Annotated in this window: 23 protein-coding genes; 11 read left to right on the top strand and 12 right to left on the bottom strand. The window is 65.9% G+C overall.

Going from position 1 to position 19,795, the window contains the following annotated elements:
• Nucleotides 1–82: 82 nt before the first annotated feature.
• The 3 genes from AC51GR_RS13820 to AC51GR_RS13810 form a co-directional block, all read right to left on the bottom strand.
• Nucleotides 83–1,054, bottom strand: a complete 972-nt coding sequence (locus AC51GR_RS13820) for a sigma-70 family RNA polymerase sigma factor (protein WP_496325209.1) — start codon at nt 1,052–1,054, stop codon at nt 83–85.
• Nucleotides 1,055–1,177: 123 nt separating this feature from the next.
• Nucleotides 1,178–2,716, bottom strand: a complete 1,539-nt coding sequence (locus tag AC51GR_RS13815; protein WP_496325208.1) for a DUF7782 domain-containing protein — start codon at nt 2,714–2,716, stop codon at nt 1,178–1,180.
• Nucleotides 2,713–3,096, bottom strand: coding sequence for a DUF3099 domain-containing protein (locus AC51GR_RS13810; RefSeq protein WP_496325207.1), 384 nt, complete (start codon nt 3,094–3,096; stop codon nt 2,713–2,715). Before AC51GR_RS13810 ends, AC51GR_RS13815 begins: the two co-directional genes overlap by 4 nt.
• 47 nt (nt 3,097–3,143) lie before the next feature.
• Between AC51GR_RS13810 and AC51GR_RS13805 the strand changes: the two genes are divergently transcribed.
• Nucleotides 3,144–3,380, top strand: coding sequence for a DUF3039 domain-containing protein (locus tag AC51GR_RS13805; protein WP_496325206.1), 237 nt, complete (start codon nt 3,144–3,146; stop codon nt 3,378–3,380).
• A 22-nt stretch (nt 3,381–3,402) separates the two neighbouring features.
• Here the strand turns inward: AC51GR_RS13805 and AC51GR_RS13800 are convergent, their stop codons facing one another.
• On the bottom strand, nt 3,403–4,419 hold the full coding sequence (locus AC51GR_RS13800; RefSeq protein WP_496325205.1) for a YihY/virulence factor BrkB family protein: 1,017 nt from the start codon (nt 4,417–4,419) through the stop codon (nt 3,403–3,405).
• 314 nt (nt 4,420–4,733) lie between these two features.
• Here AC51GR_RS13800 and AC51GR_RS13795 point away from each other — a divergent pair, with 314 nt between their 5' ends.
• Nucleotides 4,734–6,476, top strand: a complete 1,743-nt coding sequence (locus AC51GR_RS13795; RefSeq protein ID WP_496325204.1) for a DEAD/DEAH box helicase — start codon at nt 4,734–4,736, stop codon at nt 6,474–6,476.
• 102 nt (nt 6,477–6,578) lie between these two features.
• On the opposite strand, the gene AC51GR_RS13790 is transcribed toward AC51GR_RS13795, so the two are convergent.
• Entirely contained in the window at nt 6,579–6,782 is a 204-nt protein-coding gene (locus AC51GR_RS13790) for a DUF7455 domain-containing protein (RefSeq protein WP_482139250.1), read from the bottom strand.
• Nucleotides 6,783–7,009: 227 nt separating this feature from the next.
• Here AC51GR_RS13790 and AC51GR_RS13785 point away from each other — a divergent pair, with 227 nt between their 5' ends.
• From AC51GR_RS13785 to AC51GR_RS13775, 3 genes are all read left to right on the top strand, one after another.
• Nucleotides 7,010–8,062: an EamA family transporter gene (locus AC51GR_RS13785; RefSeq protein WP_496325203.1), complete on the top strand. Its 1,053-nt coding sequence runs from the start codon at nt 7,010–7,012 to the stop codon at nt 8,060–8,062.
• Nucleotides 8,063–8,079: 17 nt separating this feature from the next.
• The gene (locus tag AC51GR_RS13780) at nt 8,080–8,433 is read left to right on the top strand and encodes a DUF952 domain-containing protein (protein WP_496325202.1); all 354 of its coding nucleotides are present in this window, start codon (nt 8,080–8,082) and stop codon (nt 8,431–8,433) included.
• Between the two features lie 351 nt (nt 8,434–8,784).
• Nucleotides 8,785–9,660, top strand: a complete 876-nt coding sequence (locus tag AC51GR_RS13775; protein ID WP_496325201.1) for an alpha/beta hydrolase — start codon at nt 8,785–8,787, stop codon at nt 9,658–9,660.
• Nucleotides 9,661–9,715: 55 nt separating this feature from the next.
• On the opposite strand, the gene AC51GR_RS13770 is transcribed toward AC51GR_RS13775, so the two are convergent.
• Both AC51GR_RS13770 and ppgK read right to left on the bottom strand, forming a co-directional pair.
• Nucleotides 9,716–11,095, bottom strand: a complete 1,380-nt coding sequence (locus tag AC51GR_RS13770; RefSeq protein ID WP_496325200.1) for an RNA polymerase sigma factor — start codon at nt 11,093–11,095, stop codon at nt 9,716–9,718.
• 141 nt (nt 11,096–11,236) lie between these two features.
• Entirely contained in the window at nt 11,237–12,031 is a 795-nt protein-coding gene (gene ppgK, locus AC51GR_RS13765) for a polyphosphate--glucose phosphotransferase (protein WP_496325199.1), read from the bottom strand.
• Between the two features lie 171 nt (nt 12,032–12,202).
• Here ppgK and AC51GR_RS13760 point away from each other — a divergent pair, with 171 nt between their 5' ends.
• Nucleotides 12,203–13,078 (top strand): inositol monophosphatase family protein, encoded by an 876-nt coding sequence (locus AC51GR_RS13760; protein WP_496325198.1) that lies wholly within the window; start codon nt 12,203–12,205, stop codon nt 13,076–13,078.
• Here AC51GR_RS13760 and cei read toward each other — a convergent pair.
• The gene (cei, locus tag AC51GR_RS13755) at nt 13,060–13,740 is read right to left on the bottom strand and encodes an envelope integrity protein Cei (protein ID WP_496325197.1); all 681 of its coding nucleotides are present in this window, start codon (nt 13,738–13,740) and stop codon (nt 13,060–13,062) included. The genes AC51GR_RS13760 and cei overlap by 19 nt on opposite strands.
• 368 nt (nt 13,741–14,108) lie before the next feature.
• Here cei and AC51GR_RS13750 point away from each other — a divergent pair, with 368 nt between their 5' ends.
• Nucleotides 14,109–14,408 carry a DUF4193 domain-containing protein gene (locus AC51GR_RS13750; RefSeq protein WP_482139258.1) on the top strand — a complete coding sequence of 100 codons (300 nt, stop codon included), beginning with the start codon at nt 14,109–14,111 and terminating at the stop codon, nt 14,406–14,408.
• Between the two features lie 132 nt (nt 14,409–14,540).
• On the opposite strand, the gene AC51GR_RS13745 is transcribed toward AC51GR_RS13750, so the two are convergent.
• Entirely contained in the window at nt 14,541–15,128 is a 588-nt protein-coding gene (locus AC51GR_RS13745; RefSeq protein ID WP_496325196.1) for a DUF3093 domain-containing protein, read from the bottom strand.
• A 49-nt stretch (nt 15,129–15,177) separates the two neighbouring features.
• Between AC51GR_RS13745 and dut the strand changes: the two genes are divergently transcribed.
• Together dut and AC51GR_RS13735 are read left to right on the top strand one after the other, a co-directional pair.
• Entirely contained in the window at nt 15,178–15,633 is a 456-nt protein-coding gene (dut, locus tag AC51GR_RS13740) for a dUTP diphosphatase (protein ID WP_496325460.1), read from the top strand.
• Nucleotides 15,634–15,636: 3 nt separating this feature from the next.
• Nucleotides 15,637–16,479, top strand: coding sequence for a DUF3710 domain-containing protein (locus AC51GR_RS13735; protein WP_496325195.1), 843 nt, complete (start codon nt 15,637–15,639; stop codon nt 16,477–16,479).
• A 12-nt stretch (nt 16,480–16,491) separates the two neighbouring features.
• Here AC51GR_RS13735 and AC51GR_RS13730 read toward each other — a convergent pair whose 3' ends face one another.
• A complete protein-coding gene (locus AC51GR_RS13730) occupies nt 16,492–17,163 on the bottom strand; it encodes an alpha/beta fold hydrolase (RefSeq protein ID WP_496325194.1) in 672 nt (223 codons plus the stop codon).
• Between the two features lie 179 nt (nt 17,164–17,342).
• Between AC51GR_RS13730 and AC51GR_RS13725 the strand changes: the two genes are divergently transcribed.
• Complete coding sequence (locus AC51GR_RS13725) at nt 17,343–17,714, top strand: OB-fold nucleic acid binding domain-containing protein (protein ID WP_496325193.1); 372 nt, start codon at nt 17,343–17,345, stop codon at nt 17,712–17,714.
• Entirely contained in the window at nt 17,704–18,423 is a 720-nt protein-coding gene (locus AC51GR_RS13720; protein WP_496325192.1) for a DUF3159 domain-containing protein, read from the top strand. The genes AC51GR_RS13725 and AC51GR_RS13720 overlap by 11 nt, the downstream gene beginning before the upstream one ends.
• Here the strand turns inward: AC51GR_RS13720 and AC51GR_RS13715 are convergent.
• Both AC51GR_RS13715 and AC51GR_RS13710 read right to left on the bottom strand, forming a co-directional pair.
• On the bottom strand, nt 18,395–19,069 hold the full coding sequence (locus AC51GR_RS13715) for a potassium channel family protein (RefSeq protein ID WP_496325191.1): 675 nt from the start codon (nt 19,067–19,069) through the stop codon (nt 18,395–18,397). The two genes, AC51GR_RS13720 and AC51GR_RS13715, sit on opposite strands and share 29 nt — an antisense overlap.
• A 31-nt stretch (nt 19,070–19,100) precedes the next feature.
• Nucleotides 19,101–19,769: a potassium channel family protein gene (locus AC51GR_RS13710; protein ID WP_496325190.1), complete on the bottom strand. Its 669-nt coding sequence runs from the start codon at nt 19,767–19,769 to the stop codon at nt 19,101–19,103.
• Between the last annotated feature and the right edge of the window lie 26 nt (nt 19,770–19,795).

The raw sequence follows: 19,795 nt of genomic DNA, 5'->3' as shown, positions 1-19,795 counted from the left end.
CCCTGGCCGGGTCCGAACAGCGATCAGCCGCCACCGACGATGTCTGGTGGCGGCTGATCTACGCGATGAACGTATGTGTGTCTCAGCTGGCGTAGGCGCGCAGACGCTCGGCCCGCTCACCCTGACGGAGCTTCGACATGACCTCGCGCTCGATCTGGCGGACCCGCTCGCGGGACAGGCCGAACATGCGGCCGATCTGGTCAAGGGTGCGCGGCTGACCGTCGTCGAGGCCGAAGCGCAGGCGGATGACCTGCTGTTCCCGCTCGTCGAGGGTGGACAGGACCGACCGCACATCGCTGTGCAGGAGTCCGGCGATGACGGCGTTCTCGGCCGAGGTCGCCTCGGCGTCCTCGATGAAGTCGCCCAGGGGTGCCTCCTCGTCGCTACCGACCGGCATGTCCAGGCTCACCGGGTCGCGGCTGTGATCGAGGAGGTCGGCGATCTTCTCCGCCGGGATACCTGATTCTGACGACAACTCGTCGTCGGTGGCCTCACGTCCGAGCTGCTGATGCAGTTCACGCTTGATGCGGGCCAGCTTGTTGACCTGCTCCACGAGATGGACGGGCAGCCGGATCGTGCGGCTCTGATCAGCCATGCCGCGGGTGATCGCCTGACGGATCCACCAGGTGGCGTAGGTCGAGAACTTGAAGCCCTTGGCGTAGTCGAACTTCTCCATCGCGCGGATCAGCCCGAGGTTGCCCTCCTGGATGAGGTCGAGCAGCGGCATGCCGCGCCCGGTGTAGCGCTTGGCCAGGGAGACAACCAGGCGCAGGTTGGCCTCGAGGAGGTGGGCACGTGCCGACTCACCCTCACGGACCAGCTGGGCCAGATCCTTCTTCTTCACCGCGGACAGACGCTTGCGCGTGGCGAGTACATGCTTGGCGTAGAGGCCGACCTCGATCTGCTTGGCGAGTTCGACTTCTTGTTCAGCGGTGAGCAGCGCGGTGCGGCCGATCCCGTTCAGATAGACACGGACCAAATCCGAGGCCGGGCTCTGCGCATCCAGGTCCTGTTCGGTCATCGCCGGACGGATGGTGGTGGTGGGGCTGGACATGTCGGCCTCCTCAAGTGCGGTTGCTTTCACACTGTTCAACGGAGGGGCCGGTGCAGATAGTTCCTCATCGAGATCACGAGGTGAACCCCGTGACCTGCGTCTTTCGAGAACCGGGCTGAGAAGTTACTGAGAGTGTACTGAAGTTTCCCGGCGCAGGCCGTCCCAGCGGGCCGGTAGGACGATGCCGTGGCGGATCAGACCCTCGACGAATTCGTGCACGGCCGCGGCATCGATGTTCTCCTCGCCGGTTGCCACCGCGAGCAGTTCGGTCACCTCGTCCAGGGACAATCCGTCGGGGTTGAGACCGGCCAGCAGCGATTGCCCCAACTGGTCGATCTCGTGGCTCCACCGCGGACCGTCCGGCCGGTGGATGCGGGTGACGATGCGCTCCCAGCCGCCTTCGGCCGCCAGCGTCGACACCTGTTCCAGAGCGACGCCGTCGGCGACCGAGAATCGCTCGTCACCCACGTCGTGACTGCGTAGCCAGGCAACGCGACGCAGGTAGTCGGTGGCCTCGGCGCCCAGGGGATCCTCGAAGGAGTGACTCAGCTCTTCGGCGAGCAGGTCGGTGGGCTCATCGGTGCGGCGCAGGAACACGAAGCCGAATCCGATACCGCGGACTCCGGCCTTCTGCAGGTGAGTCAGCCACGCATCGGCCATCTTGGCCGATGCCGGGTCACGCGGATCGCGGCCGGCATCACGCAGCCAGGTGCCGACGTACAGGGCCGGGTCGGCGACGTCACGTTGCACCACCCAGGCATCGACACCCTGGTCGGGGATCCACTGCGCGATCCGCTCACGCCAATCGTCGCCGGTGATGACCCAGGAGGCGAGCATCGAGGCGGTTCCCCCCTCGGTCAGGAAGTTCGGTGCGGTCCGGCACATCAACTCGCTGGCACCGTCGAGGTCGAGACCGGAGTCGCGGTAGGTGTGTGTCACCTTCGGCGGTCCCACGACGAAAGGAGGATTCGCGACGATCTGATCGAACTTCTGGCCACCGACCGGGCCGAACCATGGCCCTTTGAGCAGCGAGTACCGCGAAGGTGCGATGCCGTTGATGGCCATGCCCGCGCGGGTCAGGGCCAGCGATCGGTCCGTGATGTCGGTTGCGGTGAGATGTGCGGCGAAATCCGCGGCATGCACGGCCTGCACACCGCATCCCGTGCCGACGTCGAGAAGCCGGCCGACCGGCTCGGTGGGGGTGGCCCGGAGCAGTGACAGCGACGCGTGGCCGACACCGAGGACATGGTCCTCGGTGATGCTGTGACGGCGCAGCGTGCCGTCGAGGTCGGAGAACAGCCACCGGTTGCCCGCGCCGAAGTCGAAGGGCCGCAGGTCGATCGCTGCGTAGAGCCCGCGATCGTCACGGCGGACGATGCCGTGCCGGAGCGCATCGTCGACCGTCACCGGCCGCAGTGCGGCGCTGACCTGCGCTTCTGTACAGGTGTCGCCGAGGAGGAGGAGGCGGACCAGGACGCCGAGTTCACCGCCGTCGGCGCAGATTCGGCGGGCCGGGACGGGTTCGCCGCGACCGAGGGCCGCATGTGCCTGTTCTCCGAGCAGGCGCAACACACCATCGGTGGTGTAGTCGGCGCGCAGAAAAGCCTCGCGTAGGCCGTCGGCCTGGGTGTACAGGTCGGCCGTTTGTTCTGTGATGGTCACTCTTTGCGTCGATCGATTCCGTGGAAATCGTTGCCGTCGGTCAGTTGTCGTGAATACGGACCGCTGTACTTGTAATGGAGCACTTCGTCTTTGGATCGGGGTGGCCGGTCGTTGGCCATCAGTACCGCGATCCAGGGAATGGGGATGGACAGCACGATCACGCCGAGCGCCAGGAACCCGTTCTGTGTGGTCGCATAGACGATTCCCGCGATGACCAGTGCCGGAATGCGAAAAGCCATCAACGTCAGGTATCTGCGTACGCGAGCGCGATGTTGTTCTTCCAGGGAGGTCTGTGCCTCGGTGATGAGAAACGTTTCGGGCGCGTGATCTTTCGAACCCACGATTTCTACTATCCTCTTTGTTCCCGCCGACGGCCACATCGGGTCGATATTGGCCCGACGGGCCAGGTCGTTGCAGAATTGACGGCATGGATACCCAGACACTCGACAAGCCGGACGTCACCACCGACGAAACCACGGAGGACGACACACCGAAGTTCTTCCACTACGTCAAGAAGGACAAGATCGTCGAAAGTGCGGTCATGGGCAACATCGTGGTGGCGCTCTGCGGTGAGACGTTCCCGGTCACGCGTTCGGCCAAGCCGGGTTCGCCGGTCTGCCCGAAGTGCAAGAAGATCTACTCGAAGATGAAAAAGGGCGACTGAGTCCCACCTGCGCGAGGCGCGTTCACACCTGCGGCGGCGGGCCCTGATCGTCGGCCCGGGTCTTTCGGACCGGGTCGGGCTTCTTCTGGATCGGGCCCGTCGGCAGCCATTGCGGAGTGCTGCGGAACTGATCGGTGATGTCGCTGGTCTGCTGTGAGACCCAGTCGCGCATCTGGTCGATCTTGGTGGGATTCGCGGGCCACAGCTGCTGCACGACCGAGTTGAACTCGGCGCCCACCACGATCGCGAAACCGAGGAAGAACGTGAACAGCAGGAACGCGATCGGTGTGGCCAGCGCACCGTAGCTGTACCCGGTTGCGGTGATGGCCGTCAGATACCAGCGCAGGACCGCGCTGGCGCACCAGAACACCAACCCTGCCAGCAGCGCGCCGCAGACCAGGCGATGCCAGGGCAGTGGTTTGGCGAGTGCGACGCGGTAGAGCGTGGTCAGACCCGCGATCAACAACAGCGCCACGGCCGGGAAATAGCCGTACTCGATCGCCACAGTGCTCGCCGGGTGCCACGAGTCCGGGATCACCTCGCGCACATAGGTGGGTCCGAGAGCGACCAGCGGCAGGGTCAGCACGGCGAGTACCAGGAAACACACGTACAGCCACAGGGCGAACAGCCGTTGGGTGACCGGATGACGCACGTTGTGCTGGCCGTGTGCGATCACGATCGAGTCGACAAAACTCGCCATGGCCGACGACCCTGCCCACAGGGACAGCAGGAAGCCCAGCGAGATCACCTCGGCGCGGCCGCTGACCAACACGTTGTCGACGGTGGGCCGGATGAGCTCGTCGACGACGTTCGCGCTGAAGGTTCGGTCCGAAAAACTGATGATCCGGTCGGAGATGATCTCTTCGGTGTTGGGCCCGAACCAATTTGCGATATACCCCACAGTGCCCAGTAATCCCAGGAGAAGCGGGGGTAGCGAGAGTGTCTGCCAGAACGCCGCCTGGGCTGCCATCGCAAAGATCGAGTCATCCCAGGACTTCGTGATGGTCCGCCAGAGCATCCAGGGCAGGCGCTTGGTCACCCCCGCAATCGTGGGTCTATCTGCGTCATCACCACGGGTCTGGGTCGACGGCGTGGGTTCGGGGACGGAATCGGGGGCGGGCCCGGCTGATGCACTGATGGTCTCAAGCATTGCCGAAGTTGGGATTCGATGCGTGTTGCCGCGCCGCCACCGCCCTGCACCCGATCGCCCGCCGATCCGCGGTAGCATTCCCCGATGCCTGGGCTCGCCGAGCGCTTCGTCGCCGACACCGACCGCCAGGCGCACTCGTCCGACTTCGTCGAACGGTGCACCACTGTTCAAACCTCAACTGCGTCAAGGAGTTGTGCTCTGCCGTGACCCGACCCACAGCCGTTTCCGAGCCATCGACAACCACCCCGGCCCCGGCGCCGGCAGCGTCGTCGCTACGGACCTGGCAGCGACGGGCGCTGACCAAGTACCTGTCGGCCGCGCCGAAGGATTTCCTGGCGGTGGCCACCCCGGGTGCCGGTAAGACCACCTTCGGTCTGCGGATCGCCGCCGAACTGCTGGCCGACCGTACCGTGGACCAGATCACGGTGGTCGCACCCACCGAACACCTGAAACATCAGTGGGCCGGCGCGGCCGCCCGGGCGGGCATCGCCCTGGATTCGAATTTCAGCAACTCCGCGGGCCAGACCAGCTCCGACTTCAACGGCGTGGTCCTGACCTATGCCCAGGTCGCGGCCCACCCGTCGCGACATCGTGTCCGAACCGAGAACCGCCGGACCCTGGTGATCCTGGACGAGATCCACCACGGCGGTGACGCGAAAAGCTGGGGTGATGCGATCCGCGAGGCCTTCTCCGACGCCACCCGGCGGTTGTCCTTGACCGGAACGCCCTTCCGGTCCGACGACAGTCCCATCCCATTCATCACGTACGAACCCGAACCGGGCGGCGGCGCCCGTTCGGTCGCCGACTACACCTACGGCTACTCCGACGCGCTGGCCGACGGCGTCGTGCGCCCCGTGGTGTTCCTGGCGTACTCGGGTGAGGCGAGCTGGCGCAACAGTGCGGGCGAGGAGTTCACCGCCCGACTGGGCGAACCGCTGTCCGCCGAACACACCGCACGCGCCTGGCGCACCGCCCTCGACCCGCACGGCGACTGGATCCCGGCCGTCCTGCAGGCCGCTCACACGCGTCTGAGGCAACTGCGCAGCACCGGCATGCCCGATGCCGGCGGCCTGGTGATCGCCACCGATCAGACCGTCGCGCGCGACTACGCGGAACTGCTGCAGGCGATCACAGGGAAGATGCCCACGCTGGTGCTCTCGGATGATCCGAAGGCGTCCGGGCGGATCGCGTCGTTCAGCGAATCCAAGGACGAGTGGATGGTTGCTGTCCGGATGGTGTCCGAAGGCGTCGACGTCCCGCGTCTGGCGGTCGGTGTCTACGCCACCAGCGCGTCGACCCCGCTGTATTTCGCCCAGGCCATCGGCCGGTTCGTGCGGTCGCGACGGCCGGGGGAGAACGCCAGCGTGTTCCTGCCGTCGGTGCCGGTCCTGCTGCAGTTGGCCAGCCAGCTCGAGGCGCAGCGCGATCACGTGCTGGGCAAGCCGCACCGGGAATCCGACGGTCTCGAAGATGCGCTGCTCAACGACGCGAACAAGCAGAAGGATGAAGCGGGCGAGGACGAGAAGGGGTTCGAGTCCCTGCATGCCGACGCCGAGCTGGATCAGGTGATCTTCGATGGGTCGTCCTTCGGCACCGCGACGTTCGCCGGCAGCGACGAAGAGGCCGACTACCTGGGCCTGCCCGGTCTCCTGGACGCCGACCAGGTGCGTGACCTGCTCCGTAAACGGCAATCCAATCAGGTCGAGAACCGAACCGCCGATCCGGCTCCGGCACCGCCGGTCGAGCGGTCACCGTCGGTGGGCAAGCAACTCACCGCCATGCGCAAAGAACTCAACAGCCTGGTGGCCATGCATCACCACCGCACCGGCAAGCCCCACGGCCAGGTGCACAACGAGTTGCGGGAACGACTCGGTGGTCCACCCACCGCGATGGCCACGGCTGAACAACTGCAGGAGCGGATCGACGCGCTGCGCAAGTGGCGCTGAGCGCGGTCTCCGGCTCTCGGCCGTCACTGCGGTAACCCCCCGCAAAACAGCACTGCCGCGGATCACTCGAGTGATCCGCGGCAGTGCTGTTGTTTTGTTGTCTTAGACGAGCTCGTCCTCGGATGTCACTGTCGCACCCATGTCGACAAGCCGTGCTTCGTGCTCGTTGAAGTGGTGACGGCAGAACAGCAGCTCTCCACCGGTGGAGAGCGTGGCGCGCACTCGTGCTGCGGCACCGCAACGATCACAGCGGTCAGCAGTGGTCAATTGCATGGCGATCGGGGGCGTGGTGATGGTGTCTGACATTTTTCCTCCGTCCCGGGCCTGCGTGGCGCGGTTCCCTTCGCGAGCTAATACACCGGGGCGGTGTATCCAGGTCTCACTCTCTCAGACGAATTGCCGATCGTCTTTGTTCCCCGGGTCCTCCGGGTGTGTCGTCACTCACCCGTAACAGGCGACCTGCGCTCTGCAACATATGTAACCGGAGTGGTGTGAGGCAAGTCCCGTCGGCCCCCGGCATTTACAGTTGATCGATGCACCCGTCCGCCGACACCGGCCCGCGCCCGGATGGACGCCTCGCGCTGCTGCCCGCGCTGTTCGTGATCGGGGCGATCTGTCAGTACGTCGGTGCCTCGATCGCGGTCCCGTTGTTCGACGACCTGAACCCCGCGGCGGTGGCCTGGCTGCGCACGATGGGCGCCGGAGCCGCGCTGCTGGCGATCTGGTGGCCGCTCGCCGGCCGGCGCCGGCCGCGCGTGGCGGGGTCTTTCGGCCACAGACGGTTACTGATCGCCGCGGCGTTCGGGCTGGTGACGCTGGGCATGAACATGTCGTTCTATCTGGCGATCGATCACATCGACCTCGGGGTGGCGGTTGCGATCGAGTTCCTCGGGCCGATCGTCGTCGCGGCGGCCGGTTCGCGGCGGCTCGCAGACGGCATCGCGGTGCTCGTGGTCCTCGTCGGGGTGGTGCTCTTGAGCGGTGCAAGCCTGTCGGGGTCACCCATCGGGGTGCTGTTCGCGCTGATGGCCGCTGCCCTGTGGGCCGGTTACATCCTGATCGGGAAGTCGGTCTCCGGTGGCGGAATGTCGGGGCAGTCCTGGCGGGACGGCATCGACGATCTGGCGATCGGACTGTCCATGGCCGGGGTGATCTGCGCGCCGCTGGTCATCGGGGTGAGCACCGCCACCGATCCCGGGGCCTTATGGGATTGGCGGCTCTTGGCGCTCGGCGTGGGTGTCGGGGTGCTCTCGAGTGCGATCCCGTATCTGCTCGACCAGATCGTGCTGGTTCGCCTGACCCGGGCCCGATTCGCGCTGCTGCTGGCGCTGCTCCCGGTGACCGCGGCGGTGGTCGGCGCCGTGATGCTGTCGCAGATACCGTCGCCCGCCGAACTGTGCGGCATCGCACTGGTCATCGCGGCCATCGTCTTCACCGCGCGCGACGAGAGCGGGCGCGACGAACGCGGGCGCGATGCGGGGCATGGAAATGGTGCCGGCAGCGGTGGCGAAATCGCCCCTGGCGCCCGCAATGAAATTGCCCCGGGCGCCCGCAATGAAATTGCCCCTGGCGCGCTGCCGGGCTGATGCGGCAGGCTGGTGGGGTGAGTGCAGGAACGAACCTGGTCCATCTCTGTTCGATCTCCGACTGGCTCGAGGCCAGGACGACCGGATCGATCGAGCCCCCATCTCTGGCCGAACAGGGTTTTGTGCACCTGTCTGAACGTCGGCAGGTTCATATCCCGGCGAATCTCCTGTATTCGGATCAGTCCGATCTGGTGTTACTGACCATCGATCCGCTCCGTGTCGGTGCCGAAATCGTGTGGGAGAACGGCGATCCACCGGATCCCTCGGGGTTGCAGTTCCCCCACCTGTACGGCGGGTTACCGGCCGGCGCGGTGACCGCGGTGGAGCGCTATGACGTCGACGAGTCCGGGCGCTACCCGCAACTGCACTAGTAGGTGAGGCCGTTCTCGCTGGTGAATCACCCGGCGGGTGCCCTCGGGAGCCAGAACCGCGCCCCTTCTGGCGTGGTGATCTGGCTTCTGAACGGAGCGATCTCGGCGTTGTTCGACCTGCGCGGGCCCGACCAGAAGTCGCAGCAGCGACAGCACTGGCAGTAGACGACGTTCCCGGCAGGGCCCGGCGATGAACCGACCGGTGGCGCGGTCATCTGTCTCCACGACACGCGCACTCAGGTCGGGTGTAAACGCGGTGTACCCCGATTGATGGCTCAGAATACGAATCCAGATGCAATCATCGGATATTCCGGCAGCTGATCGCCGGCATATCGCAGCTGAAAGGGATACATGCCTTCTGAGTTCACGGTCGATTCGAGTCGCGGCACAAAGCTCTCGGGTATTCGCTGGGACCCCACCGATGAACCGGTGGCGGCGGTGCTCCTGATCCACGGGATGGGTGAGCACATCCGGCGATACACCGAGACCGCCGAGGCGCTGGCCGACGACGGGTATGTCGTGTACGGCTATGACCATCGCGGCCACGGACGTTCCCGACTGGCCGACCGCGAGCTCGGTGACCTCGGTCCGGACGGATGGCGCCAGCTGGTCGCGGACATCGGACGGGTGATCTCGATGGTGCACACCGAGCAACCCGATCTGCCGTTGGTAGTCCTCGCGCACAGCATGGGTTCGTTTGCGGTGCAGCAATACCTACTCGACGACAGCAACCAGGTCGACGCCGTGGTGCTGACCGGCACCGCCGCGCTCGACGGACTCGAACCGGCGCTCGATCTCGATGCCGAACTCGACCTGACAGCGTTCAACGCGCCGTTCGCCCCCGCCAGAACGGATTTCGACTGGCTCTCCCGCGACAACACCGTTGTCGACGACTACGTGAAGGACCCGCTGTGCGGTTTCGGCATCGACGTGGACTCCACTCGGGCGATGTTCGTCGGCGCCCGGCGCATCGCGGAACGACCTGCGGTGGCCGCGATCCGGCCGGATCTGCCGATCCTCATCGCGGTGGGCGACCAGGATCCGGTGAACGGTGGGGGAGCACTGGTCGATCTACTCGCGGCCCACTACCGGAACGGCGGTCTCGAGGACGTCAGCGTCCGGGTTTTCGCCGGTGCCCGTCACGAGGTTCTCAACGAGACCAACCGGGCGCAGGTGCGTGGTGAGATCCTCGACTGGCTGGCCGAGGTCGTCGAACAGGGCGAATGAACAAATGGCCGGATCCCCATGGGGATCCGGCCATTTGCGCGTGGTGCGGGCGTGACTAGTCGAGGTAGTCGCGCAGGACCTGCGAACGCGACGGGTGCCGCAGCTTCGACATGGTCTTCGATTCGATCTGACGGATCCGCTCACGCGTCACGCCGTAGACCTGACCGATCTCGTCGAGGGTGCGCGGCTGTCCGTCGGTGAGTCCGAAGCGTAACCGGACAACGCCGGCCTCACGCTCGGACAGCGTCTCGAGGACGGACTGCAGCTGATCCTGAAGGAGCGTGAACGAGACCGCGTCAACGGCCACCACAGCTTCGGAATCCTCGATGAAGTCACCGAGCTGGCTGTCGCCCTCATCACCGATCGTCTGATCGAGCGAGATCGGCTCACGCGCGTACTGCTGGATTTCCAGCACCTTCTCCGGCGTGATGTCCATTTCCTTGGCCAGCTCTTCCGGGGTGGGCTCACGGCCCAGATCCTGGAGCAGCTCACGCTGGATACGGCCGAGCTTGTTGATGACCTCGACCATGTGCACCGGAATACGGATGGTGCGGGCCTGGTCGGCCATCGCGCGGGTGATCGCCTGACGGATCCACCAGGTGGCGTACGTCGAGAACTTGTAGCCCTTGGTGTAGTCGAACTTCTCGACCGCACGGATCAGACCGAGGTTGCCTTCCTGGATGAGGTCGAGGAAGGCCATGCCGCGGCCGGTGTAGCGCTTGGCCAACGAGACGACGAGTCGCAGGTTCGCCTCGAGGAGGTGGTTCTTGGCGCGGCCGCCGTCACGGGAAACCCATGACAGGTCGCGACGCTGCGCGACGGTGAGCTTCTCGCCCGCCTCGGCGAGCCGGCGCATCCGCTCGGTGGCGAAGAGTCCGGCCTCGATGCGTTTGGCGAGCTCGACCTCTTCTTCGGCGTTGAGGAGAGCGACCTTGCCGATCTGCTTGAGGTATGCGCGGACGGAGTCGGCTGAGGCGGTGAGCTCGGCATCCTTGCGGGCCTGGCGCAGGGCCTCGGACTCGTCCTCGTCCCACACGAAGTCGCCGGAGGCCTTGTCGGACTCGGACGGTTCGTCGTCGGCCTTCTTGGTCTTGGCGGCAGCCTTGCCGGGAGCCACCACGGCGACCACGGTGGTGTCGTCGTCATCGTCGTCATCGTCGACGGTGACCTCTTCGAGTTCGTCCTCGTTGACGTCTATGTCGTCGATCGAGGCCTCGTTCTCGATGCCGTCGCCGTCGATGCCGTCAACGTCGTCCTTGGGACCCCGCTTCGCGCCGGCTTTTTTCGCAGGTGCTTTTTTGGCAGCCTTCTTGGCCGGGGCCTTTTTGGCGGCTGCTTTCTTTGCGGGCGCCTTGCGTGCCCGCGGTGCGGTCACCGACTCCGATTCCGACTGCTCGGCATCTGGTTCAGTTTGGCGGGTCTTCGTGGCTGCCACGTACTACCTTTCGGGCTATCTACATGACACTGTGCCGCGGGGAATTGCGTCGCGACGGCAGTGTCAGGCCGAGTGAACTCGGCGAAGCTGGGGCTTGGGGGAACCGGCTCGAAGCCAGCCTGTGTGCCATTGTAACGGCACTCAGGGTCGCAACCCCGACACCACTGCCATCGCGGCGCCGACAATTCCCGCCGTATTCTGCAAAGTCGCCGGTACAACGGGTGTCCGATTGGTCAGAAGTGGAATCCATTTGTGCGCTTTGCGGCTGATCCCACCGCCCGCGATGAACACCTCGGGCCAAAACAGTGCCTCGTAGGCACTGAGCACCTTCGACACTTCTTCGGCCCACTGCGGGTACGAGAGGTCTTTGTCTTCCTTGACCTTCGAGGACGCCTGATGCTCGGCTTCCTTCTTGCCCACGTGCATGTGACCGAGCTCGGTGTTGGGGATCAGGACGCCGTTGTACATGATCGCCGAACCGATACCGGTACCGAACGTCAGCAACATGACAACGCCCTTGTAGTCCTTGCCCGCGCCGTAGTGGTCCTCGGCCATCCCTGCCGCGTCGGCGTCGTTGAGCACCGACAGCGGACGGTCACCGAGTTCGGCGGTGAGGAGTTTGTAGACGTCCGTACCGATCCAGGCCTTGTCGATGTTCGCGGCGGTCCGGGCGGTCCCGCCCGTCACCACGGCGGGGATGGCCACACCGACCGGACCGGTCCATTCGAAGTGTTCGACGACCTGACGGATCCCGGCGGCGACGGATTGTGGCGTGGCCGGTTGGGGAGTGAGGACCTTGAATCGCTCGCCGACGAGCTGTCCGGACTCGAGATCGACGATGCCGCCCTTGATCCCCGAACCACCGACATCGACGCCGAGAGCCTGATCCGGGCCGGACGCGGGAGTGGGACTACCGTCTGCGGATTCACTGGACACGGGATGTGGCTCCTTCGGTCGACTGGTGCGGGACCGGGGTCTGCGCCGGCCCGCCGTTGTTCAGGCTAGTCAGCCCGCGCGGGTTCTGCGTGTTGTGGCAGTGAACTGTGTATCTGCGGTGGCGGCGGGCCGGGCCGGTGGCGACCGGGCCCGGTGTGCTCACATGTAGGTGTGCCCCAACTCGATCCACATGAACTGACCGTTGTTGCCGTTGCGGTGGCCGAAGAGGCCGCCCGGCACGTCCGCGCCCGGCGACCCGAGGTCTTCGGGATCGGCGTCGCGAATGAATCTGTGCCGCAGGCCGTGTCGACCAAGAGCACTGACACCGACCCGGTGACGATCGTCGACACCGAATCGGAGTCGCTGATCCGGGAGTTGCTGGCCGTCCGGCGCCCGGGCGACTCGGTTCTCGGTGAGGAGGAAGGCGGGTCGGTCGCGGTCCCGGACGGCGTGCGCTGGGTGGTCGATCCGATCGACGGGACGGTGAACTTCCTGTACGGCGTCCCGGCCTACTCGGTGTCGATCGGTGCCCAGGTCGACGGCAAGACCGTGGCCGGTGCGGTGGTCGACGTCGCCCGCGGTGTTACTTATTCGGCGACCCGCGGCGAAGGTGCCTTTTCCGACGAGGGGTCGGGCCCGGTCAGGTTGCGCTGCAACGACGTCGATGACGTGGGCCTGGCTCTGGTGGCGACCGGATTCGGTTATGCCGCGTCCCGTCGCGAAGTGCAGGGTGCCCTGATCGCCCGGCTCCTGCCGCAGATCCGGGACATCCGGCGGATCGGTTCGGCGGCCCTGGATCTGTGCATGGTGGCCACCGGGGCCGTCGATGCGCACTACGAGCACGGACTGAGCCCGTGGGACTGGGCGGCCGGGTCATTGATCGCCGAAGAGGCCGGTGCGATCGTTCAGATCCCCGACCCCACATCCCGCGGAAGCGACGGGGATGTGACGTTGGCGATGGCACCGGGCATCGCCGCCGAGTTGCGGGCGTTGCTGGCCGGAATCGGCGCGTTGGAGCCGATCCCGGTTCAGCAGGATGCTTCGTGAACCGCTGAGACCAGGGTCGGGTCGGAACCGGTGTTGGGATCCTGTGGGTTGGCGCTGCGCAGGGTGTCGAGGACCGCGAGGGCGTCCTGGCTCTGGCTGCTGTCGCTGAAGGATTCGCCGATGGCCAGATCGACGACGGTGTCGGGGCGGCCGTCGTTGATCAGCTGGGTACAGGGCGCGGCGATCCACAGTGCGGCGGCGGCGGCCTTGCCCGCGTCCCCGAAACGGATCTGTCCGAAGCAGTCCAGATTGCGATCCGGGTAGAGCGGATCGTCGCCGTAGGCGCCTTCGGGGGTGCCCTGGAAGCCCAGGGAGGTCAGGTCATCGAGAACGGTCTGCGCCTTGCCCTGCTCGTCGGTGGCGTTGAGGACCCTGATCTGGAACCCGGATAATGCGGCGGGGGAGATCCGGAGCATCTCTTCCCGGTCGGCGGGGGTGCCGACGACCGGTGCGGGGGTATCGGGTGTCGCGGACGGCGTCGGCGGTGCCGGGCAGTCGACCGGTGCGGCCTCGGTTCCGCTCGACGACAGCGCACCCACCCAGACGACCACGGCGATCAGCGCCAACACGACCGCGAGGATGATCGCGGGGGCATATCGCCGCCGACGAAACGGGCGACCATGGTCGTCGGTGGGATAGCCATAGGTGATCTGCGAAACCATGGGCTGCTGGTGCCTTCCGCTTCAGATGGGGACGAGCGAGTCAAACTCTAAACGGTCGCCATCGGTCCGCTCGGCAGCGACCGACCGGGAATGTTTTTGCCTCGGGAGTGTTGTTGACTCTATGAAGCGGCTGGGCTAGGATTCAGCCGCCTCAGATTGGATAACCCGAAACTCGGACATCCGATGAACTGTGGCGAACATCACAATATACTTGCCCTGTTGAGCGACGAATCCCCACAGAGGAGTTGTTGATCAAAGGGCACTGTCGCGGACTTTGCAGACGAGGACGTGCGCGGCTTGTTGGGACACGCGGGACCTGCTCACATCGGGTACCTCGGGTCGCAGGTGCTTCTACCTAAGGCGGAAATATGGCAACTGATTACGATGCGCCCCGGCGTACTGAATCCGACGAGGTGTCCGAGGACTCACTCGAAGAATTGAAAGCTCGTCGCAGTGAAGCGCAGGCGGCCTCGGTCGACGTGGACGAAGGCGACATCGCTGAGTCTTTTGAACTCCCGGGCGCTGACCTGTCAGGCGAGGAGCTGTCTGTTCGGGTCATCCCGAAGCAGGCCGACGAGTTCACCTGCACCAGCTGCTTCCTCGTGTATCACCGCAGTCGGTTGGCAACAGAAAACGGCAACTCGCGCATCTGCGTCGACTGCGCGTAATCACTTGCAGCAGACTGATAGACACTCATCGCGTCGATGGTGTCACCAGGGGCCGTGGCCCCGGGGACATCATCGACGCGATTGTGTTTTTCGGCGCAATGCATTCACATCGCCGCGCCGCTGAACCTCGGGTCAGTCGGACGAATCCGACGCCGCGTCGGTCATCCCGAGTGCGGCGATCAGCTCGGCCGGGTGGCGGGTGCTGACTAGCCAGTACGGCGTCGGGTCGTCGGGGTCGTCGAGAACCAGCAGAACCATGGTCTTGACCCAGAACTTGTGGGCGAGGAATGCGGCCGGATCGAGCTGTCGTCCGAGTGCTGCGCTTTTCGCGCTGGCCGGGATGACGGCGGCCCGGTCGATCAGGTTGATCGGGAGATGGGCGTTGCCCGCCCACAATTCGCCGTCGGCGACGCGCACGCGCGTGCGGCCCATCGACCAGAGCAGCCATGCGGCCAGCGGAACGAGAACGATGTAGGCAATGGGGCTCAGGGCGGTGTCATGCAGGGCGAGCTGGATCTCGTAGCCGAGCAGCCCGATGACGATCGCCGCGACCAGCCACCACCACAGCGGTACTTGCAGGCGTTCGTCGTAGACGATGCCCCGGCGCTCACCGCCGCCGCCGTCGTGGGTCTGGGAGGGGTCTCCGGCTGTGTCGGGTGATGGAAATGGAGGCACGGCGCCAGCGTAGTCTTCCGGTGTGGCAACCGATCCTGGCAGCACCCCTGCCGACGCACCATTTCTCGCCGTCCAGTCCGTCGGACAGGTCGCCATCAGGCGTCTTGATCCGGGCATCGAACTGCCCCGGCGGGCGCATCCCGGGGATGCCGGCGTCGACCTGTCGAGCGCGATCGACATCGAGCTCGCGCCCGGGCAGCGGGCACTGGTGCCGACCGGGATCTCCATCGCCCTGCCGATCGGGACGGTGGGTCTGATCCATCCGCGGTCGGGACTCGCCGCGCGCGCCGGTCTGTCGATCGTCAACACGCCGGGCACCGTCGATGCGGGTTACCGCGGCGAGATCAAGGTCTGCCTCATCAACCTGGACCCCCACGAACCGATCGTCATCGCGCGAGGTGACCGCATCGCGCAGTTGCTGGTTCAACGGGTCGAACTCGTGGACTTCGTCGAAGTCGACGAGTTGGACGAAACAAGCCGCGGTGCAGGCGGTTACGGTTCGAGTGGCGGTCACGCGAGGTTGAACGCGAACGCGTCAGAAAGCAGCTGAGAAATGGCACGCGAAAGACGATCCCGGGGTATCCGTCGAGGACGCCCCAACCCCGAACACGACACGAACGCCGAGCCCAAGGTGATCGGTAGCGGCCAGGGGCCGTACGACATCGATGACCTGGCCCCCGGCTCGACATTCGACAACTCGCATCTCGATCTCGGTTCCGTCCTCGTCCCGGTGGTCGAGGGTGGTCAGGTGACCGTCGAGATGTCGGTGGACCATCAGCCGCAGTCGGTGTTCCTGGTGACACCGCACGGGCGAATCACCGTCGCCGCGTTCGCGGCTCCCAAATCGAGTGGGCAGTGGCGCGATGTGGTGAGCGAACTCACCGAATCACTGCAGGCCGAGGGCGCTTCGACGGCCATCGAAACGGGTTTCTGGGGCCGGGAGGTCGTGGCGACCGTTCCCGGGGGAGTGCACCGCTTCATCGGTGTCGACGGCCCGCGCTGGATGATCCGTTGTGTGGCGAGCGCGCCGAGCGCGGGTGCCGAGAGCCTGGCGAAAGTGGCTCGCGCGGTGGTCAGCGAGACCGTGGTCCGTCGTGGTGACGACCCGCACCCGCCCCGCACCCCGCTGCCGATCGTCCTGCCGCCGGTCCTCGCCGAGCAGGTGGCCGCCGCGCAACAGGAGATGGTGAAGTCAGGGACGATGGACGCCGGCGCCGCGCCCGCGCCGCAAGCAAGCAACGCACAGGCCCAGTCCGCGCAGGCGACGGTCCGGATTCAGGGTCAGCCGCAGCCGGCCGCGGCCGAGGCGACCGACAAAGAGGTACAGACCCCGCCCCCGGGCACCGGTTCGCGTGGATCGGCAATGCAGCAGCTGGGTAACCGCCCCAAGCGATGAGGGTGCGCCCGCTCACCCGATGAGCTGATGCCAGCCGTCCAGGCATCGCCTGCCCAGTACGCCGGGATCGGCGCCGAGCTCGTCGAGGGTGATGCTCTGCAGCAACGCTCGCGGTGCGGCGTCCCGCCAGATCTGTGCCACCTCGTACGGATGGACCGGGTCGTCGATGGTCGCGGTGATCGACAGCGGCACCGACAGTCCGGCGATGTCCGCGGCGCTCGGCGCGTGATGGCCGGCCGCCTCGGCGAGCATCGCATCGAGCACCGGGGCGGTGGCCCGCCACGACCGGGCGAGCTCGGTGGCCAGCCAGCCGGGAGTGCCCACCGTCATCTGTTCGATGGTGGCATCGAGACCGGTCCGGGCGAGGTGATCACGGGTCAGCAGGGCGCTGTGTGCAGCCGGAGCGGTCGCCGGATCTCCGAGCCAGGGTGGCAGTGCGGCCAAGACGCCCGCACATCGGTCCGGGTTCTGCAGCGCCCACCGGACCGCAACGCAGGCACCTATCGACACCCCGGCCGCCAGCACCCGGTGGCCGGCCGCGGCAGTGTTGTCGAGGGCGCGGAGATAACCGCTGATCAGGCCATCGCTCGTAGGGTCGACGGCAATCACCGGGATGGTTCGGCAGGCAAAAGCCCGGCCGGCAAAATCCCCGTCGGAGCCGGTTCCGGGCAAGGCCACGATCACCAGATCAGGGTTTGACCCAGTGGTCTGCGACACGGTCGAAAGCGGCATGTGATGATCTTGCCGCGGCGAGTGGAACTAGGCAGTGCCGGGGTCTACCCTGGCGAGAGCAACAGCCCCGCCGACCACATGCAGTAGCGATGTGGCGGCACGATTGAACTGGCGAAAGGGTGCGTAGCGCCATGACCGCAGGCGGATATCTCAAGCGCCTCACCCGCAGACTCACCGAAGACCTCGAGCAGCTCGACGCCGAGACGATCTCCGAGCAGTCCAAGCAGACCGGCGCCCAGCGCGCCTGTGATTGTTCGGCTGGTGACGAGGTCACCATGCAGGGCGAACTCCGATCGGTACAGACCTGTGCGAAGACCATGAAATCAGGTGTGGCAGCGGAGTTCTTCGACGGCACCGACGTGGTCACGCTCAAGTTCATCGGGCGCAATCGCATCCCGGGGATCGAGCCCGGGCGCACCATGATCGTCCGCGGCCGGATGGGCGAACACGACGGCCGCAAGGTGATGTTCAACCCCGACTACGAGTTGCTCGGTGAGAGCTGAACCCGGCGGGCATCGGGAGGACGCGGCACACGTCGACGAACCGCCGGCCCAGACCGTTCTCGAACAGATGGGTGGCGTCTCCGGACTCATCTATTCGTCGCTTCCGATCATCGCGTTCGTTCCGGCCAATTCGCTGTGGAATCTGACGGTCGCGATCTACGCGGCACTGGCCGTGGCCTTCGTGATCTTCGTGCTGCGCTTGGCCCGGCGCGAGCCGATCCAACCAGCCATCTCCGGTGTCATCGGTGTTGCGGTGTGTGCGTTCATCGCCCACCGAACCGGTGATGCCAAGGGGTTCTTCCTGTTCGGGATCTGGACGACGCTGTTGTACGCCGGGGTGTTCGCGGCCTCGATCCTCGTCCGCTGGCCCCTGGTCGGCGTGATCTGGAACGGCGTGAACGGCAATGGGACGCAGTGGCGCAGCCATCGGCGGACCCTGCTGGCCTACGACATCGCGACGGCGGTCTGGGCGGCCCTGTTCGGCATCCGCTACCTGGTGCAGTCATTCCTCTACGACAACGACGAGACCGGTGGCCTGGCCGTGGCGCGTATCGCGATGGGCTGGCCGTTGACCGCGGCCGCCGCCCTGGCCACGGTGCTCCTGGTTCGCTGGGCACAGAAGAACGAGGTCGACGAAGAGGCGACGGCGGCAGCGCCCGACGTCGACGGCCCCGGCGAGACTAGCGAGCAGGCGCCGCCGGCTCGATGATGGCGGCCCGCAGTTCGCTTTCTGCTTCGGCCGGCACGATGAAGACGAGTTCGTCGCCGCCTTCGACGGCATCGTCGGGTTGCGGAACGATCACCCGGCCGCCGCGCAGGATGGTCACCAGTGCGGCATCGCGCGGCAGGTTGAGTTTGCGGACCGGCTTGCCGGCCAGTGAAGTGTTGTCGGGCAGGGTCATCTCCACCAGATTGGCCTGACCCTGCCGGAACGTCATCAACCGCACGAGATCTCCGACCGAGACCGCCTCTTCGACCAGTGACGCCAGCATCCGCGGGGTGGACACCGCCACGTCGACACCCCAGTCCTCACCGAAGAGCCACTCATTGCGGGGATCGTTCACCCGGGCGACCACCCGCTGGACCGCGAACTCGGTTTTCGCGAGGAGACTCACCACCAGATTCGCCTTGTCGTCGCCCGTCGCGGCGATGACGACGTCGAACTTGTGCAGTTCGACCCGTTCGAGGTTGTCGAGTTCGCAGGCATCACCGCCGATCCAGCGGGCACCGACGACGGCTTCTTCGTCGATGTGATCGGGGTTGCGCTCGAGGAGCAGCACCTCGTGGGAATTGGCGAGCAGCTCACGGGCGATCGATCGCCCGACAGCACCGGCACCGGCTATCGCGACCTTCATGATTTCTTCCTTCGGTCTGCGGGGATCTTTGTCAGTCAGCTTCGGGGGCGAGGGTTCCCGCCACGGCACGGACCTTGTCGAGATTGTCGATCAACGCGGCAACGAAGACCTGATCATTTTGCTGGAGAACGGATTTCGGTCCAGGAAGAAGTGGTTTGCCGAGTCGGTTGACGAAGCTGATCCGCGAACCGGTCTGTTCCTGGAACAGCGTGAACGAGGTACCGACCCACGACTCGTGGATGCTGAGCTGCACGAGCGCAATCTGGCCGGAGGGCTCGGTCCAGGCAACGTCGCCGCTGTCCGCCCCGCCGAGCGCCGACATGAACCGATCGGTGGTCCAGGGCACGGTGGCGACGGTCGGGATCCCGAGGCGTTCGTAGACGGCGGCGCGTTTGGCGTCATAGATCCGGGCGACCACTTTGGGCACGCTGAACGTCTCGCGTGCGACGCGCGCGGCGATGATGTTGGAATTGTCTCCCGACGACACCGCTGCGAACGCGTCCGCGCCTTCGATCCCGGCTCGCCGGAGCACTTCCTGGTCGAAGCCGACACCCTTGACGGTGGTGCCCCCAAAATCTGTGGGCAGGCGGCGAAATGCCGTCTGATCTCGGTCGATGATCGCGACCGCGTGCCCGGCATCCTGCAACTGGCCGGCAAGGGACGCCCCGACGCGACCGCATCCCATCACCACAACACGCATGCCGACTCCTCGCTGGTCTCACCCGA

Source organism: Williamsia sp. z71 (assembly GCF_059553375.1).
Note: the sequence above shows the minus strand (reverse complement) of the source record. Positions and strands in the feature narration are given on the sequence as shown.